The 15601-nt window shown below is 70.1% G+C and carries 12 protein-coding genes; 9 read left to right on the top strand and 3 right to left on the bottom strand.

Translation table 11 applies throughout. The features are described 5' to 3' along the window. Positions 1-55 precede the first annotated feature (55 nt). The 8 genes from ACIBHY_RS32930 to ACIBHY_RS32895 all read left to right on the top strand — a co-directional run bounded on the left by ACIBHY_RS32930 (position 56) and on the right by ACIBHY_RS32895 (position 12511). Positions 56-5272: a HAMP domain-containing protein gene (locus tag ACIBHY_RS32930; RefSeq protein ID WP_397248400.1), complete on the top strand. Its 5217-nt coding sequence runs from the start codon at positions 56-58 to the stop codon at positions 5270-5272. After that, a complete protein-coding gene (locus ACIBHY_RS32925; RefSeq protein ID WP_397248402.1) occupies positions 5269-5895 on the top strand; it encodes a two-component system response regulator in 627 nt (208 codons plus the stop codon). Before ACIBHY_RS32930 ends, ACIBHY_RS32925 begins: the two co-directional genes overlap by 4 nt. 134 nt (positions 5896-6029) lie before the next feature. Beyond that, positions 6030-8546, top strand: a complete 2517-nt coding sequence (locus ACIBHY_RS32920) for a DNA translocase FtsK (RefSeq protein ID WP_397308735.1) — start codon at positions 6030-6032, stop codon at positions 8544-8546. Positions 8547-8624: 78 nt separating this feature from the next. Then, positions 8625-9395 (top strand): helix-turn-helix domain-containing protein, encoded by a 771-nt coding sequence (locus ACIBHY_RS32915; protein WP_397248405.1) that lies wholly within the window; start codon positions 8625-8627, stop codon positions 9393-9395. A gap of 36 nt (positions 9396-9431) precedes the next feature. Continuing rightward, complete coding sequence (rimO, locus tag ACIBHY_RS32910) at positions 9432-10835, top strand: 30S ribosomal protein S12 methylthiotransferase RimO (protein ID WP_397248407.1); 1404 nt, start codon at positions 9432-9434, stop codon at positions 10833-10835. Further along, positions 10832-11404, top strand: a complete 573-nt coding sequence (pgsA, locus tag ACIBHY_RS32905) for a CDP-diacylglycerol--glycerol-3-phosphate 3-phosphatidyltransferase (RefSeq protein ID WP_379625429.1) — start codon at positions 10832-10834, stop codon at positions 11402-11404. The genes rimO and pgsA overlap by 4 nt, the downstream gene beginning before the upstream one ends. After that, positions 11401-11898 (top strand): CinA family protein, encoded by a 498-nt coding sequence (locus ACIBHY_RS32900; protein WP_397248408.1) that lies wholly within the window; start codon positions 11401-11403, stop codon positions 11896-11898. Before pgsA ends, ACIBHY_RS32900 begins: the two co-directional genes overlap by 4 nt. 256 nt (positions 11899-12154) lie before the next feature. Next, positions 12155-12511 (top strand): helix-turn-helix domain-containing protein, encoded by a 357-nt coding sequence (locus tag ACIBHY_RS32895; protein ID WP_184966807.1) that lies wholly within the window; start codon positions 12155-12157, stop codon positions 12509-12511. On the opposite strand, the gene ACIBHY_RS32890 is transcribed toward ACIBHY_RS32895, so the two are convergent. Beyond that, positions 12508-13281: a DNA-formamidopyrimidine glycosylase family protein gene (locus ACIBHY_RS32890; RefSeq protein WP_397248410.1), complete on the bottom strand. Its 774-nt coding sequence runs from the start codon at positions 13279-13281 to the stop codon at positions 12508-12510. The genes ACIBHY_RS32895 and ACIBHY_RS32890 overlap by 4 nt on opposite strands. Beyond that, positions 13268-13855: a TetR/AcrR family transcriptional regulator gene (locus ACIBHY_RS32885; RefSeq protein WP_397248412.1), complete on the bottom strand. Its 588-nt coding sequence runs from the start codon at positions 13853-13855 to the stop codon at positions 13268-13270. The genes ACIBHY_RS32890 and ACIBHY_RS32885 overlap by 14 nt, the downstream gene beginning before the upstream one ends. 82 nt (positions 13856-13937) lie before the next feature. On the opposite strand from ACIBHY_RS32885, the gene ACIBHY_RS32880 reads away from it, so the two are divergent. Further along, positions 13938-15176 (top strand): MFS transporter, encoded by a 1239-nt coding sequence (locus tag ACIBHY_RS32880; protein ID WP_397308734.1) that lies wholly within the window; start codon positions 13938-13940, stop codon positions 15174-15176. On the opposite strand, the gene ACIBHY_RS32875 is transcribed toward ACIBHY_RS32880, so the two are convergent. Continuing rightward, positions 15147-15596 (bottom strand): RrF2 family transcriptional regulator, encoded by a 450-nt coding sequence (locus ACIBHY_RS32875; RefSeq protein WP_397248416.1) that lies wholly within the window; start codon positions 15594-15596, stop codon positions 15147-15149. The two genes, ACIBHY_RS32880 and ACIBHY_RS32875, sit on opposite strands and share 30 nt — an antisense overlap. Positions 15597-15601: the final 5 nt, after the last annotated feature.

Below are 15601 nucleotides of genomic sequence, written 5' to 3'. Positions count from 1 at the left end.
CACTCAGAGTGGCAGACTGAAGCCGCTGATACTTCCAGTTGCGAAGAAGGCGGCCATGGTCACATCGCTTGCTCCTGGAGCGCTCCAATCCGCCGATCTGCGCCCGTTACTCGTCGCCCTGCACGGCCTGCGCGACGGCAACTTCCGCAGCAGGCTGCCGGTGCCGGACGACCCGGTCCTGGCGGAGCTCGCGGTCGCGTTCAACCAGGTGGTCGAGCGCAACGAGCACATGTCCAGAGAGCTGAACAGGGTCCGCACCGAGGTCGCCAGGCAGGGCCACCTCGACGAGCGGATCAGCCCCAGTCAGGGGGCCGGCTCCTGGGCGGGCAACGTCACCGCGGTCAACTCGCTCATCGACGCCCTGGTGATCCCGGCCGCCAAGGCCACCCGGGTGCTCAACGCCGTCGCGGACGGCGACCTGTCGCAGCGCGTCGACCTGCAGGAGGACAGCCGGCCGCTGCGCGGCGGGCTGCGGCTGATGGGCAAGGCCGTCAACCGCATGGTCGACCAGCTCGCGCTGTTCTCCGGCGAGGTGACGCGGGTGGCCCGCGAGGTGGGCACCGAGGGCCGTCTGGGCGGCCGGGCCAAGGTGCAGGGCATGCAGGGCAGCTGGCGCGACGTGACCGAGGCGGTCAACGCCATGGCCGGGCGGCTGACCGCGCAGGTGCGCGACATCGCGGTGGTCACGACCGCCGTGGCCAGGGGCGACCTGACCCGGCAGGTGACGGTCGAGGCCACCGGCGAGCTGCTGGAGCTCAAGCTCACCGTGAACACGATGGTCGATCAGCTGTCCGCGTTCGCCGACGAGGTGACGCGGGTGGCCCGCGAGGTCGGCACCGAGGGCCGCCTGGGCGGTCAGGCGCAGGTGCGCGGGATGAGCGGGGTGTGGAAGGACCTCACCGACAACGTCAACTTCATGGCGTCGAACCTGACGACGCAGGTGCGTTCGATCGCGCAGGTGACGACGGCCGTGGCCAACGGCGACCTGTCCAAGAAGATCACCGTGGACGCCCGGGGCGAGATCCTGCAGCTCAAGGACACCATCAACACGATGGTGGACCAGCTGTCCGCGTTCGCCGACGAGGTGACGCGGGTGGCCCGCGAGGTCGGCACCGAGGGCCAGCTCGGCGGCCGGGCCGAGGTGAAGGGCGTCTCCGGCACGTGGAAGGACCTCACCGACAACGTCAACTTCATGGCCTCCAACCTGACGACGCAGGTGCGCTCGATCGCGCAGGTGACGACCGCGGTCGCGCAGGGCGACCTCTCGCGGAAGATCACCGTTGACGCCCGCGGTGAGATCCTGCAGCTCAAGGACACCATCAACACGATGGTCGATCAGCTGTCGGCCTTCGCCAGCGAGGTGACGCGGGTCGCCCGCGAGGTGGGCACGGAGGGCCAGCTCGGCGGCCGGGCCGACGTGCGCGGGGTCTCGGGCACGTGGAAGGACCTGACCGACAACGTCAACTTCATGGCCGACAACCTCACCTCCCAGGTGCGCTCGATCGCCCAGATCACCACGGCCGTGGCCAACGGCGACCTGTCCAAGAAGATCACCGTGGACGCGCGCGGCGAGATCCTGCAGATGAAGGACACCATCAACACGATGGTGGACCAGCTGTCCGCGTTCGCCGACGAGGTGACGCGGGTGGCCCGCGAGGTGGGCACGGAGGGCCAGCTGGGCGGCCGGGCGGTGGTGAAGGGCGTCTCGGGCGTCTGGAAGGACCTGACCGACAACGTCAACTTCATGGCCTCCAACCTGACCACGCAGGTACGCGACATCGCCACCGTGGCCACCGCCGTGGCCCAGGGTGACCTGTCGCGGAAGATCACCGTTGACGTGAAGGGCGAGATCCTGCAGCTCAAGGACACCGTCAACACGATGGTGGACCAGCTGTCCGCGTTCGCCGCCGAGGTGACGCGGGTGGCCCGCGAGGTGGGCACCGAGGGCCGCCTGGGCGGTCAGGCCCAGGTCCGGGGCGTGTCCGGCGTCTGGAAGGACCTGACCGACAACGTCAACTTCATGGCCGACAATCTGACCACCCAGGTGCGCTCCATCGCCCAGGTGGCCACGGCCGTGGCCCAGGGCGACCTGTCGCGGAAGATCACCGTGGAGGTGAAGGGCGAGATCCTGGAGCTGACCAACACCATCAACACCATGGTCGACCAGCTCTCCTCCTTCGCCGACGAGGTCACCCGCGTGGCCCGCGAGGTCGGCACGGAGGGCCAGCTCGGCGGGCGGGCGGTGGTGAAGGGCGTCTCGGGCGTCTGGAAGGACCTGACCGACAACGTCAACTTCATGGCCGACAACCTCACCTCCCAGGTACGCAACATCGCCCAGGTCACCACCGGCATCGCCGAGGGAGACCTGTCCAAGAAGATCACCGTCGACGCCCGGGGCGAGATCCTCCAGCTCAAGGACACCATCAACACGATGGTCGACCAGTTGTCCGCGTTCGCCGACGAGGTGACCCGGGTGGCCCGCGAGGTGGGCACCGAGGGCCGCCTGGGCGGTCAGGCGCAGGTCCGGGGCGTGTCCGGCGTCTGGAAGGACCTGACCGACAACGTCAACTTCATGGCCTCCAACCTCACCTCCCAGGTACGCAGCATCGCCGTCGTCACCACGGCCATCGCCAACGGCGACCTGTCCAAGAAGATCACCGTCGACGCCCGGGGCGAGATCCTCCAGCTCAAGGACACCATCAACACCACCGTCGACCAGCTGTCCGCCTTCGCCGACGAGGTCACCCGGGTGGCCCGCGAGGTCGGCACCGAAGGCAGCCTGGGCGGTCAGGCCCAGGTCCGCGGCGTGTCCGGCGTCTGGAAGGACCTCACGGACAACGTCAACTTCATGGCCTCCAACCTCACCTCCCAGGTACGCAACATCGCCCAGGTGGCCACCGCCGTCGCCAACGGCGACCTGTCCAAGAAGATCGACGTGGACGCCCGCGGCGAGATCCTGGAGCTCAAGACCACGATCAACACCATGGTCGACACGCTCTCGTCCTTCTCCTCCGAGGTCACCCGCGTGGCCCGCGAGGTCGGCTCAGAAGGCCGCCTCGGCGGCCAGGCCGAGGTCGAAGGCGTCTACGGCACCTGGGAACGCCTCACCAAGAACGTCAACGAGCTCGCCGGCAACCTCACCACCCAGGTGCGCGCGATCGCCGAGGTCGCCAGCGCCGTCGCCCAGGGCGACCTCAGCCGCAGCATCAGCCTCGAAGCCAAGGGCGAGGTCGCCGAGCTCAAGAACAACGTCAACCTCATGGTCGCCAACCTGCGCGAGACCACCCGAGCCAAGGACTGGCTGGAGTCCAACCTCGCCCGCATCGCCGGGCTCATGCAGGGCCACCGCGACCTCGTCGAGGTCGCCGACCTCATCCTGCGCGAGCTCACCCCGCTGGTCAGCGCGCAGTTCGGCGCGTTCTACCTCGCCGACCTCGACGCGCGCGGCGGCGCGCTCGCCTTCATCGCCGGGTACGGCGCCGCCCACGACCGCGACGTGCTCCCCGACCCCGGCACCGAGGGGCCCGGCCTGATCCGCCAGGCGGCGCTGGAGAAGAAGCGCATCCTGCTCGAAGACGTGCCCGCCGACTACATCAAGGTCCACACCGGGCTCGGCGAGGCCGCGCCCGCCAGCGTGGTCGTGCTGCCGATCCTGTTCGAGGACAAGGTGCTCGGCGTCGTCGAACTGGCCTCCTTCAGCCGCTTCAGCGAGGTCCACCTGGCCTTCTTCGACCAGTTCGTGGTCACGATCGGCGTGGCCATCAACACGATCATCGCCAACGCCAGGACCGAGTCGCTGCTGTCGGAGTCGCAGCGGCTGGCCCAGCAGTTGCAGGGCCGTTCCGACGAACTCCAGCGCCAGCAGGCAGAGCTGCGCCGCTCCAACGCCGCGCTGGAGGAGAAGGCGCACCTGCTGGCCACCTCCTCGCGCTACAAGTCGGAGTTCCTGGCCAACATGTCCCACGAGCTGCGTACGCCGCTCAACAGCCTGCTCATCCTGGCCAGACTGCTGGCCGACAACCCCGAGAACAACCTGTCCGCGCAGGAGGTCGAGTTCGCCTCCACGATCCACAACGCCGGCAGCGACCTGCTCCAGCTCATCAACGACATCCTCGACCTGTCCAAGATCGAGGCCGGCCGGATGGACGTGCGACCGGAGAACCTGTCGCTCAGCAAGGTCCTCGACTACGTCGACGCCACCTTCCGCCCGCTCACCGTCGACCGGGGTCTCACCTTCGAGATCGAGGTGCACCCCGGCGTACCGCGGGAGATGTTCAACGACGAGCGGCGGCTGCAGCAGATCCTGCGCAACCTGCTGTCGAACGCGGTCAAGTTCACCAGCAGCGGCGAGGTACGCCTGGCCGTCTCCAACGTCGGCGCCTTCGCCTCCGAGGGCGACGACGGCCACACCCGGCCCGGCGACGTGATCGCCTTCGCCGTCTCCGACACCGGCATCGGCATCGCCGCCGACAAGCTGCCCGCCATCTTCGGCGCCTTCCAGCAGGCCGACGGCACCACCAGCCGCAAGTACGGCGGCACCGGCCTCGGCCTGTCCATCAGCAGCGAGATCGCCCGGCTGCTCGGCGGCCAGATCCACGCCGTCAGCGAACCCGGGCGCGGCAGCACGTTCACCCTGTTCGTGCCCGCCGTCTGCCCCGCGACCAGTGTCACCGTCGAGTCGGGCGGCGCCGAGCCCGCGGCTCTTGAGCCCGCGTGGCTGCCCACCGAGCCGCTGCGCAAGGCCGTCGACACCCGGGCCGCCCCGCCGCCGCAGGCCGAATGGCCGGTCGTCGACAGCGGCGACGAGCTGTGGCAGTCGGCGGCCCAGCTCAGCGCGCTCGTCGACGGCCCCGTCGGCGCCGCCTTCGCCGGCAAGCGGGTGCTCATCGTCGACGACGACATCCGCAACGTCTACGCCCTCACCCACGTCCTCGGCCGCCTCGGCATGGAGGTCATCTACGCCGAGAACGGCCGCGAGGGCATCGAGGCGCTCGAACGCGAGGAGAAGATCGCCCTGGTCCTCATGGACGTGATGATGCCCGAGATGGATGGCTACGAGACGCTCGGCGTCGTACGGCAGATGCCTCGCTTCACCGACCTGCCGATCATCGCGCTGACGGCCAAGGCGATGCCCGGCGACCGGGAGAAGACCATCGCCTGCGGCGCGTCCGACTACGTTCCCAAGCCCGTCGACCTCGATCACCTGCTGGAGGTGATGCGCGGCTGGCTCGACGGCGAGCGCGTCGCCGAAGCGGAGGAGAGTACAGAATGATCCGCCAGGTCAAGATCCTCCTTGTCGACGACAAGGACGAGAGCCTGGTCGCGCTGGAGGCGGTGCTACGGCCGCTGCAGCAGCAGTTGTTCAAGGCCAGGTCGGGGCAGGAGGCCATGAAGCTGATGCTGCGCCACGACTTCGCCGTGGTGCTGCTGGACGTGCTGATGCCCGGCATGGATGGCTTCGAGACCGCCGCCCACATCAAACGCCTCGACCAGACCCGTGACGTGCCCATCATCTTCCTCACCGGAACCGACACCGGCTCGGGCGCCGCCTTCCGCGGTTACGCCGTCGGGGCCGTGGACTACATCACCAAACCCTTCGACCCGTGGGTGCTGCGGAGCAAGGTGGCGGTGTTCATCGAACTGTCCCGCAAGAGCCACATGCTGCGTGAACAGGCCGCCCTGCTGCGCGACCTGCTCCGCAACGACCCCGACCTGACCCGCAACGCCCAGGCGCTGACCACGTTCGCCGACCGCCTGAAGTCCGTGGAGGACCAGCTGACCACGCTGACGGTGGCGGTCCCGGACGACGACGGCCTCAGGGACGCCATCAAGGACCTGGCCGACCGGGTCCACGCCATGCAGTCCGCCTTCGACACCCTCCACCCCACCCCCTGACCTCGCCCCTCGCCACCCGTGCCGGCTTCGCGTTGCGGCGGGGGCCAGTGGGGTGGGTGGGGGAAAGGGGATTTTTCGGGCGCAACGGCGAGCCTCTGTGCCGTGGCGGGGGTTGGGGACGTACCTTTGGCATCATGGCCACCCGTACGCCGAAAAGCGCACCGAAGGGGCCGGCGAAGCGGTCGAACTCGTCGCGGGCGACCCCTGCCAAGCGGCCGTCCTCGTCGGCGGGACGCCCCAAGGCGAAGGGGACGGGCTCGGCCCGCAAGTCGTCCGTGACCCACCAGGACCCCATCAGCTGGATCTTCACGATGATCGGCAAGCTCATCGTCGGGCTGTGGATGCTGCTGGCCAACGGTATCGGCAGCGCCGCCCGTGCGCTCGGCTCCAGCGCCCGTGAGCTCGACCCTGCCCATCGGCGTGACGGTGTGGGTCTGGCGGTGCTGGCGGGTGCGATCGTGCTGGCCGCCATGACGTGGCGCGACGCCAGGGGCGCGGTCTCCGACGTGGTCAACGCCGTGGTCCAGGGTGTGTTCGGGTCGCTGGCCTGGGCGCTGCCGTTGCTGCTCGGGCTGCTGGCCTGGCGGTTCCTGCGCCACCCCGACCAGAACGCCGACACCGGCCGCATGGTGATCGGCTGGAGCGCGCTGCTCATCGGCGTGCTGGGCGTCATCCACGTCGCGAACGGCGTGCCGTACCCCTCGGGGACCAAGACCGACGGCATGGACAAGGTGTCGGAGGCCGGTGGCATCATCGGGTTCATCGTCTCGGCGCCGCCGCACAGCATTCTGCCGCCGTTCATCACGATCCCGCTGCTGCTGATCCTGTCGGGCTTCGGCGTGCTGGTGATCACGGCCACGCCGGTCCACCGCATTCCGGAACGGCTGGCCGAGCTCAAGCATCTTCTGTTCGAACGGCAGGGCTCCGCGCAACCCGGCGACCAGGGCAAGAAGCGGACCAGGGCCAAGAAGCCGGGCGAGCCGGAGGCCGGCGACCTGGTCAAGCCCTATGACACGCCGGTCCTGGCGGAGAAGGACAAGGACAAGCGCGGCGACCATTCGCCGGAGATCGTGCCGGGGCTCACGGACGAGGAGGAGTCGCCGGCCGGCCCGGAGGCCCGCAAGCCGGAGCTGCCGGAGCCGAGCCCGGCTCCGCGCAAGGTGGAGCAACTTGTCCTGTCGCCGCAGGCCGGGCCGTACCAGCTGCCGGATCTTCAGAGCCTCAAGCCGGGGTCGGCGCCGAAGCCGCAGACCAAGGCGAACACCGTCGTGGTCAACGCGCTGACCAGCGTGCTGGAGCAGTTCACGATCGACGCGCAGGTGATGGGCTTCACGCGCGGCCCGACGGTGACGCGGTACGAGATCGAGCTCGGGCCCGCCGTGAAGGTGGAAAAAGTCACCGCTCTCACCAAAAACATTGCTTACGCCGTTAAATCGGCGGATGTCAGGATCTTGTCGCCGATCCCCGGTAAGTCGGCGATCGGGGTGGAGATTCCCAACGCGGACAAGGATCTTGTCGCGCTCGGCGACGTGCTGCGGGCACAGGTGGCGCAGGCCGACCACCACCCGATGATCGTGGGCCTGGGCAAGGACGTCGAGGGGCGCACGATCGTCGCCAACCTCGCCAAGATGCCGCACCTGCTCATCGCGGGCGCCACCGGCGCCGGCAAGTCCGTCTGCGTGAACGGGCTGATCACCAGCATCCTCATGCGCGCCACCCCGGACGAGGTCCGCATGGTGCTCGTGGACCCCAAGCGGGTGGAACTCAGCGTCTACGAGGGCATCCCCCACCTGATCACCCCGATCATCACCAACCCGAAGAAGGCCGCGGAGGCCCTCGACTGGGTCGTGGGCGAGATGGACCGCCGCTACGACGACCTGGCGGCCAGCGGTTTCCGGCACGTGGACGAGTTCAACAAGGCCGTGCGGGCGGGCCAGCTCAAGCCGCCGCCGGGCAGCGAGCGCGTCTACCAGCCCTACCCGTACCTGCTGGTGATCGTGGACGAGCTGGCCGACCTGATGATGGTCGCTCCGCGCGACGTCGAGGACTCCATCGTCCGCATCACCCAGCTCGCCCGCGCGGCCGGCATCCACCTGGTGATCGCCACCCAGCGGCCCTCCGTGGACGTCGTGACCGGCCTGATCAAGGCCAACGTGCCCTCCAGGCTCGCCTTCGCCGTCTCCAGCCTCACCGACTCGCGGGTCATCCTCGACCAGCCCGGCGCCGACAAGCTCGTCGGCCAGGGCGACGCGCTGTTCCTGCCGATGGGCGCGAGCAAGCCCATCCGCATCCAGAACGCGTTCGTCTCCGAGAAGGAGATCGCGGCGATCGTCGAGCACTGCAAGGGGCAGATGCAGGCCGAGTACCGCGACGACGTGGCCGCGGTGACGGTCAAGAAGGAGATCGACGAGGACATCGGCGACGACCTCGACCTGCTGCTGCAGGCGGCCGAGCTGATCGTCACCACGCAGTTCGGCTCGACCTCGATGCTCCAGCGCAAGCTGCGCGTCGGGTTCGCCAAGGCCGGGCGTCTCATGGACCTGCTCGAAAGCCGGAACGTGGTCGGCCCGAGCGAGGGTTCCAAGGCCCGCGAGGTCATGGTGAAGCCCGACGAACTCGCGGGTTTGCTGGCCGACCTGCGCGGCGAGTGACCCCAATGCTTCCCCGCCCGGCGATTACTGGTTGAATATGGACCACTACGCAACGTCGGGGGCGGGGAGGCGTTTGCCGTGCAGGAGCAGAGCATTGGGTCCACGCTGGCGGCGGCCAGACGGGCATCGGGGCTGACGGTAGGTCAGCTCAGCGCGACCACGCGCGTGCGCGAGGCGCTGATCTACGCGATAGAACGCGATGACTTCTCCCTGTGCGGGGGCGACTTCTACGCCAGGGGGCACATCAAGGCGATAGCCAGGGCGGTCGGCCTCGATCCCGAGGCCATGGTCCACCTCTATGACGAGCATCACGGCGGCGTGCCGATGCCGGTGCGGGCGGCCACGATCTTCCAGGCCGACCGCCGGGTGAAGCTGCGCGAGCGGCGCGGGCCCAACTGGACGATGGCGCTGGGGGTGGCGCTGGCGATCGTGGTGGTGTTCGGGGTCGTGCGGGTGATGGGCGGGTCGGGGGAGACGCGGGTCGCCGACGTCACGCCGGTCTCGGCCGCGCCCAGCGTGCCGCCCAACACGCCGTTCACCGAGCCGCCGCCGGTGCCGAAGAAGCCGGCGCCTGCCGTACCCGCGATGAAGGATCTTGTCGTGGTGAAGGTGGAGGCGAAGCGCTCGTCCTATCTGAACGTGCGGGACGCGAAGGGGCGCAAGCTGTTCGCCGGGACACTGGTGGCGGGCAAGAGCTCGACGTGGCGGGCACCGACTCAGATGAAGCTGCTCTTCGGCGATGCCGGAGCGGTCTTGCTGCAGGTCAACGGCAAGGATCTGGGCCAGCCCGGCGGGCGTGGGGAGACGGTGCGGCGCTCGTTCGGGCCATCTGCACCCCGGCCACGGTGAAGGTAGTGGCCAACTCCCGATACCGTAGTGTTCACCATGTCAAAGTCCGTATCGCTGATCACCCTGGGCTGCGCGCGCAACGAGGTCGACTCCGAAGAGCTCGCCGCGCGCATCGAGGCTGCCGGTTGGCAGCTCGGTGACGACGACCCCGATGTCGTCGTCGTCAATACGTGCGGCTTCATCGATTCTGCGAAGAAGGACTCGATCGACACGCTGCTGGCCGCCGCCGACTCCGGCGCGAAGGTGGTCGCGGCCGGATGTATGGCCGAGCGCTACGGCAAGGAGCTGGCCGAGGCTCTGCCCGAGGCGAGCGCGGTCATCTCCTTCGACGACTACGCCGAGATCGGCGAGCGCCTCGACGACGTGCTCGACGGCAGGTCGCTGACGCCGCACACGCCACGCGACCGCCGTACCCTGCTGCCCATCTCGCCGGTGGATCGTGCCAGCGCGCCCAAATCCGCCATCCCAGGTCACGGCGACCTGCCCGAGGGGCTGGCGCCGGCCAGCGGGCCGAGGGTGCTGCGCAGGCGGCTCGACGAGAGCCCGGTCGCCTCGCTGAAGCTGGCCTCGGGTTGCGACCGCCGCTGCTCGTTCTGCGCGATCCCGGCCTTCCGCGGCGCCTATGTCTCGCGCGACCCGCAGGAGCTGCTGGCCGAGGCCGACTGGCTGGCCCATCGCGGGGTCCGCGAGCTCGTGCTCGTGAGCGAGAACTCCACGTCCTACGGCAAGGACCTCGGCGACCTGCGCGCGCTGGAGAAGCTGCTGCCCAAGCTGGCCGCGACCGAGGGCATCGAGCGGGTGCGGGCCAGCTACCTGCAGCCCGCCGAGCTGCGCCCCGGCCTCATCGACGTGCTCTCCGGCACCGAGGGCATCGCGCCCTACTTCGACCTGTCCTTCCAGCACGCCAGCGGCTCGGTGCTGCGCCGGATGCGCCGCTTCGGCGACCCCAGGCGCTTCCTGGAGCTCCTGGACGCCGTCCGCGACAAGGCGCCGGAGGCGGGCGTGCGCTCCAACTTCATCGTGGGCTTCCCCGGCGAGACCGAGGAGGAGTTCGGCGAGCTGGTGGGCTTCCTTGAGGCGGCCAGGCTCGACGTGATCGGCGTCTTCGGCTACTCCGACGAGGACGGCACCGAGGCGGCCTCGCTGCCGGGCAAGCTCGCCCAGGACGTCGTCGACGAGCGGGTGCGGACGCTGACCGAGCTGGCCGAGGAGCTGACCGCGCAGCGCGCGGAGGAGCGCATCGGCACCGAGCTCGACGTGCTCATCGAAGAAGACCTCGGCGACGGCGGCTACGAGGGCCGCGCGGCCCACCAGGGCCCCGAGGTGGATGGTTCCGTGACGGTTCAGGGCATCGGCCTGGTGCCGGGCCAGATCGTGCGCGCGGTCGCGGTCGACGCCGAGGGGGTCGACCTGATCGCGCGTATCAAGGCCGGTCCATGACGAAGGACGAGCGCCGGGTGGTCAGCCCGTGGAACATCGCCAACGTCCTCACGGTCGTCCGGATGGTGCTCGTCCCTTTCTTCGTTGTCTGCCTCTTTCTGCCCGGCATGGGCTGGCGGCTGGCCGCGCTCGGGGTGTTCGCGGTGGCCTCGATCACCGACCATCTCGACGGAGAGCTGGCCAGACGCTACGGCCTGATCACCGACTTCGGCAAGATCGCCGACCCGATCGCCGACAAGGCGCTGACCGGGGCGGCGCTGGTGAGCCTGTCGGTGCTGGGCGAGCTGGGCTGGTGGGTCACGATCGTGATCCTCGGCCGTGAACTCGGCATCACGCTGCTGCGGCTGGTCCTGCTGCGCCACGCGGTCATCCCGGCCAGCTACGGCGGCAAGGTCAAGACGGTGCTGCAGATAGCCGCGATCGTCCTGTACATCCTGCCCTGGGGCTCCGACCCGGTGCGCTGGGTGGTAATGGGGGCGGCGGTGGTGGTCACCGTGGGCACGGGCGTCGACTACGTGTTCCGGGCGATCCGGCTGCGCGGCGTGGCCAGGCGGGTGCGGGGCGAGTGAGCGCCGGCCGCGCCGCCGAGGCCCTCGATCTCCTGGTACGCCAGTCCGCGACCCTGGCCGTGGCCGAGTCGCTGACCGGTGGGCTGCTGGGTTCGGCGTTCACCGGCGTGCCGGGGGCCTCCAGGGCGTTCCGTGGCGGGGTGATCGCCTATGCCACGGATCTGAAGCGGGCGCTGCTGGCCGTACCGGAGGATCTTCTGCGGCGGGAGGGCGCCGTGCACCCCGAGGTGGCGGCGGCGATGGCCCGGGGCGCGGCGAAGCTGTGCGGTGCCACCTACGGCCTGGCCGTGACGGGCGTGGCCGGACCCGACCCGCAGGACGGCAAGCCCGTGGGCACCGTGCACATCGCCGTGAGCGGACCTGGTGACCAGGTTTGGCGGCGAAATCTGGAGCGGGGAGGGTCGAGGCAGGAGATCCGGGTAAGGACGGTGGACGAGGCTGTCGATCTCCTCGCAGGTGTGCTGAAGCGGAGCAATGGGGAACATTCCGGGTGATTACCGTGTTACGTCCCCAGCGAACATGCCAAGCACGGTCTGACGCGGTGTCGGTGGATACGGGTACGGTGGAGCTGTGAGTGAGGTCCGTGAGCCATCAGCAAGCATTGAGCGCCCGGCCGGCGGGCCTGACAAGCCACGTGCGACGCAGCGGCGACGCCCGATGATGACGGCGAGGAGTATGTACGAACCCAAGAAGAAGAGTCCGATCGCGCGAGGCGTGGTGCCGACATCCGCGCCGGGGAGGGAGCGACAGATGATTCTGCTGCGTCAGCTGCTCGGTGACGTGTTGCGGCGGCTGCGGGTGCGTCAGGGTCGCACCCTTCGGGAAGTGTCGACGCTTGCGCGTGTCTCGCTCGGATACCTGTCCGAGGTCGAGCGTGGGCAGAAGGAAGCATCGTCGGAGCTGCTCGCCTCGATCTGCGGTGCCTTGGGTGTGCCGTTGTCGCAGGTGCTTCGTGAGGTGTCCGACCAGTTCGCGCTGGCCGAACTCCAGGCTGCTCCCGTTCTCGCCGACGCGCCCGAGCACGAGCGTCTGCCCCTTTCCGAGTCGGTCCCCGGTTCGATCTCCGATTCGGTGTTCCCCGAGGTGAAGGACATGGTGGCCGCCTAGCGCGGCTGGCAGTTCCCGCACCACAGGATCAGGCGTTCCTGTGGTTGTGCCCCCATCTCCCCGCGGCTGATGCGGGTGCCGCATCGGCGACAGGGTCGCCCGGCCCTGCCGTAGACCCACGTCTGGTTGCCCGGACGGCGGTCGCCTGTGGTCACCGTGCCCGCGTGTGTTTTGTTGGCGTCCAGCAAGCGCTGCGCCAGCGAGACCAGGCTGTCCAGACTCTCGATCTCGCCGACCTTCCGCCATGGCCACACGCCGCGCAGGAAGAGTGTCTCGGCCCGGTAGATCGTCCCGATGCCCGCGAGATTGCGCTGATCCAGCAGCGCCTCTCCGATGCTTCTCTCCGGTCGCGCGCGCAGCCGGCTGACCGCCTCCGCCGCGTCCCATCCCTCTCCGAGCAGGTCCGGGCCCAGATGCCCGATGATCTGGCGCTCGTCCTTGACCAGGTCCACCATGCCGAGTTTGAGGCCCACGGCCTGGTGTTCCGCGGTGGCCAGCACGAGGCGTACCTGGTCGCCGGGTGGCAGGCGGCGGCCCGGTTCCATGATCCGCCAGCTCCCGTCCATGCGCAGGTGCGTGTGCACGGTCAGGCCGCCTTCGACTCTGGTGAGCAGGTGCTTGCCGTACGAGGCCGTGGTGAGGACCGTGCGGCCGGACAGGTCGGCGGTGGCGTGGCGCGGCACGCGGAAGTCCGTGCGCGTCAGCACGCGCCCGTCGAGCGCCTCGCGCAGCCGGGCGGCGGTGCGGTAGACGGCGTCACCCTCGGGCATGTTCGGCCACCCACGCGTCCAGCATCGTGGTGAGCTGGTCGAGCGCGCCCTCCACGCGCTCGCGCTCGCCGGTGGTCAGGAAGTCGAGCTGCAGGCCGGTGTAGGCGGAGTTGACCAGCGTGGAGATGCGCCGGGCGTCCTTCTCCGGTACGCCCCGCTCGCGCAGCAGCCCGGCGACGAAGGCGGAGCGGTCCGACAGCAGCTCCGGCACGTGCCCGGCCAGGCGGCCGCCCGCGACCAGGCCCTCGATCTCGTGGATGAGGCGGGCGACGGGCAGGTTCTCCTCCCGCAGCTGCCAGTCCCAGGTGCGGCGCACGATCGTGCCGACGCTGTCGCCGCCCTCCCATCCCGGCAGGGAGCGCAGCCAGGCGCGGTGACGCTCGTCGAGGCGGCGCATGGTGGCCGACAGGAGCTCTTCCTTGTCGGAGAAGTGATGGGTCAGTACGCGCGTGGACTTGCCCAGATGCTCGGCCAGCGGCCGCATGGACAGCGTGGACAGGCCGTGGTCGGCGAGGTAGTCGACGATCTGGTCGAGCAGCTCGGAGCGGCGCTGCGGGTCGGGCGTCCTGGCCATCCGGATTTCCCTTTGACGCGGGTGGGGTGACACTCGTTACCTTATATGGGTAACGAGTGTTACCTTTATCGAGGGGAGAGTCATGCCCGCGTGGTTGTTCGCGCTGATGTTCACCACGTTCGCCTTCGCCACCGACGATTACGTCATCGCCGGTGTGCTGCCCGCCATCGCCGCCGACCTCGGAGTCAGCGAAGCGGCGGCCGGCCAGCTGGTGACCGTGTTCTCGCTGGCCTTCGCGCTCGGGGCGCCGGTGGCCTCGGTGGTGACCGCGCGCTGGTCGCGCAGAGGGCTGGTCACCTGGGCGCTGCTGGTGTTCGTGGCCGCCAACTGGGCCGCCGCCTTCACCGAGTCGTACGCGCTGCTCATGGGCCTGCGGGTGCTGGCCGCGCTGGCCGCCGCCGCGGTGGTGCCCGCCGCCTACGCCATCGCCACCGCGCTCGCGCCGGAGGGACGCGGCGGGCGGTACCTGGCCCTGGTGATGGGCGGGCTGACTGGCTCGCTCGCGCTGGGCGTACCGATCGGGACCTGGGTCGGCGGCGCCTTCGGCTGGCAGGCCACGTTCGGGCTCGGGGGCGCGCTGGGCGTCGTCGCGCTGGTGGCCGTGCGCTGGACGCTGCCCGAGCTGCCGCCGGTGCCGGCGATGCCGATCGCCGAGCGGCTGCGCCCGCTGGCCAGGCGGCCCGTGCTGCTCGGGCTCCTCGGCATCGTCGCGATCGTGATGGGCAGCATGATGGTGCTCACCTACCTGGCCCCCTACCTGCGCGACCTCGCCGGGGTGTCGGCGGCGGAGCTGGGCTGGATCTTCGTACTCGCCGGGGTGGCCGGGCTCGCCGGCGGGCAGCTCGGAGGCCGGGCGGCCGACAAGTGGGGCGCCGACCGGGCGCTGCTGGTGGGCGTCGGCGGCTTCACCGCCGTCATGGCGGCCTTCACCGCGTGCTGGCTCGTCCGGCCGGTGCCGCTGCTCGCGCTGCTGCCGCTGCTGGCGGTGTGGGCGGGCGTCTCGTGGTGGATCCCGCCGCCCGCCCAGACACGGCTGCTGGCTCTCGCGGGTACGGCCGGCCCGCAGGCGCTCGCGCTCAACAGCAGCGCGGTCTACGTGGGCGTGTCCGGCGGCGGCGCGCTCGGCGGCCTGCTCCTGGAGGCATGGGGCAGCGCCGTGCTCCCGGCCGCCGCGGCGATCGTCGAGCTGGCCGCGCTGCTGCTGCTCCGGGCGGCGGCCCGCGGCGCGAGCCGGGGGCCCGACCCCGATCCAGGCCACGATCCGGGCCCAGGCCCGGCGCAGGTCCCGGGGTCAGTCCCAGGCGGCGGGGTCGGCGGCTAGCTGGCGGACCCGCTCGGGCAGGGTGCCGGTGGCCACTTGGTCGAGCGTCACCTCTTCGAGGATGGCGCGTTCGGTGGCCCGCAGCGCGATCCAGACGGCCTGAAGCGATTCGGCGGGCCCCCGGTAGCCGACGTGCTCGGGGCGCTCGCCCCGCACGTTGGCGAGGGGGCCGTCGACCGCCCTGATGACATCGGCGAGGCTGATCTCGCCGGCCGGGCGGGCCAGGACGTAGCCGCCCTCCGGGCCGCGCTGGCCGCGCACCAGCCCGGCGCGGCGCATCTGGAGCAGGATGTTCTCCAGGTACTTGGGCGGCATGTCCTGCTCCTTGGCGAGCTCGCCCACGGTGGTGGGGCCGGCCCCGGCCGCGGCGAGTTCGGCGGCGGCACGGAGGGCGTAGTCGACACGAGCGGAAAGGCGCATGTTGT

The sequence above is a fragment of the Nonomuraea sp. NPDC050547 genome (assembly GCF_044457345.1).
In the GTDB taxonomy this organism is placed as follows: Bacteria; Actinomycetota; Actinomycetes; order Streptosporangiales; family Streptosporangiaceae; genus Nonomuraea.
This window is presented reverse-complemented; position numbering and strand designations above follow the sequence as displayed.

What these genes read in the sequence shown, in the direction of transcription:
- ACIBHY_RS32930 (WP_397248400.1), top strand. Translation starts at nt 56, where the DNA reads ATGGTCACATCGCTTGCTCCTGGAGCGCTCCAATCCGCCGATCTGCGC.
- ACIBHY_RS32925 (WP_397248402.1), top strand. Translation starts at nt 5,269, where the DNA reads ATGATCCGCCAGGTCAAGATCCTCCTTGTCGACGACAAGGACGAGAGC.
- ACIBHY_RS32920 (WP_397308735.1), top strand. Translation starts at nt 6,030, where the DNA reads ATGGCCACCCGTACGCCGAAAAGCGCACCGAAGGGGCCGGCGAAGCGG.
- rimO (WP_397248407.1), top strand. Translation starts at nt 9,432, where the DNA reads ATGTCAAAGTCCGTATCGCTGATCACCCTGGGCTGCGCGCGCAACGAG.
- pgsA (WP_379625429.1), top strand. Translation starts at nt 10,832, where the DNA reads ATGACGAAGGACGAGCGCCGGGTGGTCAGCCCGTGGAACATCGCCAAC.
- ACIBHY_RS32895 (WP_184966807.1), top strand. Translation starts at nt 12,155, where the DNA reads ATGATTCTGCTGCGTCAGCTGCTCGGTGACGTGTTGCGGCGGCTGCGG.
- ACIBHY_RS32890 (WP_397248410.1), bottom strand. Translation starts at nt 13,281, where the DNA reads ATGCCCGAGGGTGACGCCGTCTACCGCACCGCCGCCCGGCTGCGCGAG.
- ACIBHY_RS32885 (WP_397248412.1), bottom strand. Translation starts at nt 13,855, where the DNA reads ATGGCCAGGACGCCCGACCCGCAGCGCCGCTCCGAGCTGCTCGACCAG.
- ACIBHY_RS32880 (WP_397308734.1), top strand. Translation starts at nt 13,938, where the DNA reads ATGCCCGCGTGGTTGTTCGCGCTGATGTTCACCACGTTCGCCTTCGCC.
- ACIBHY_RS32875 (WP_397248416.1), bottom strand. Translation starts at nt 15,596, where the DNA reads ATGCGCCTTTCCGCTCGTGTCGACTACGCCCTCCGTGCCGCCGCCGAA.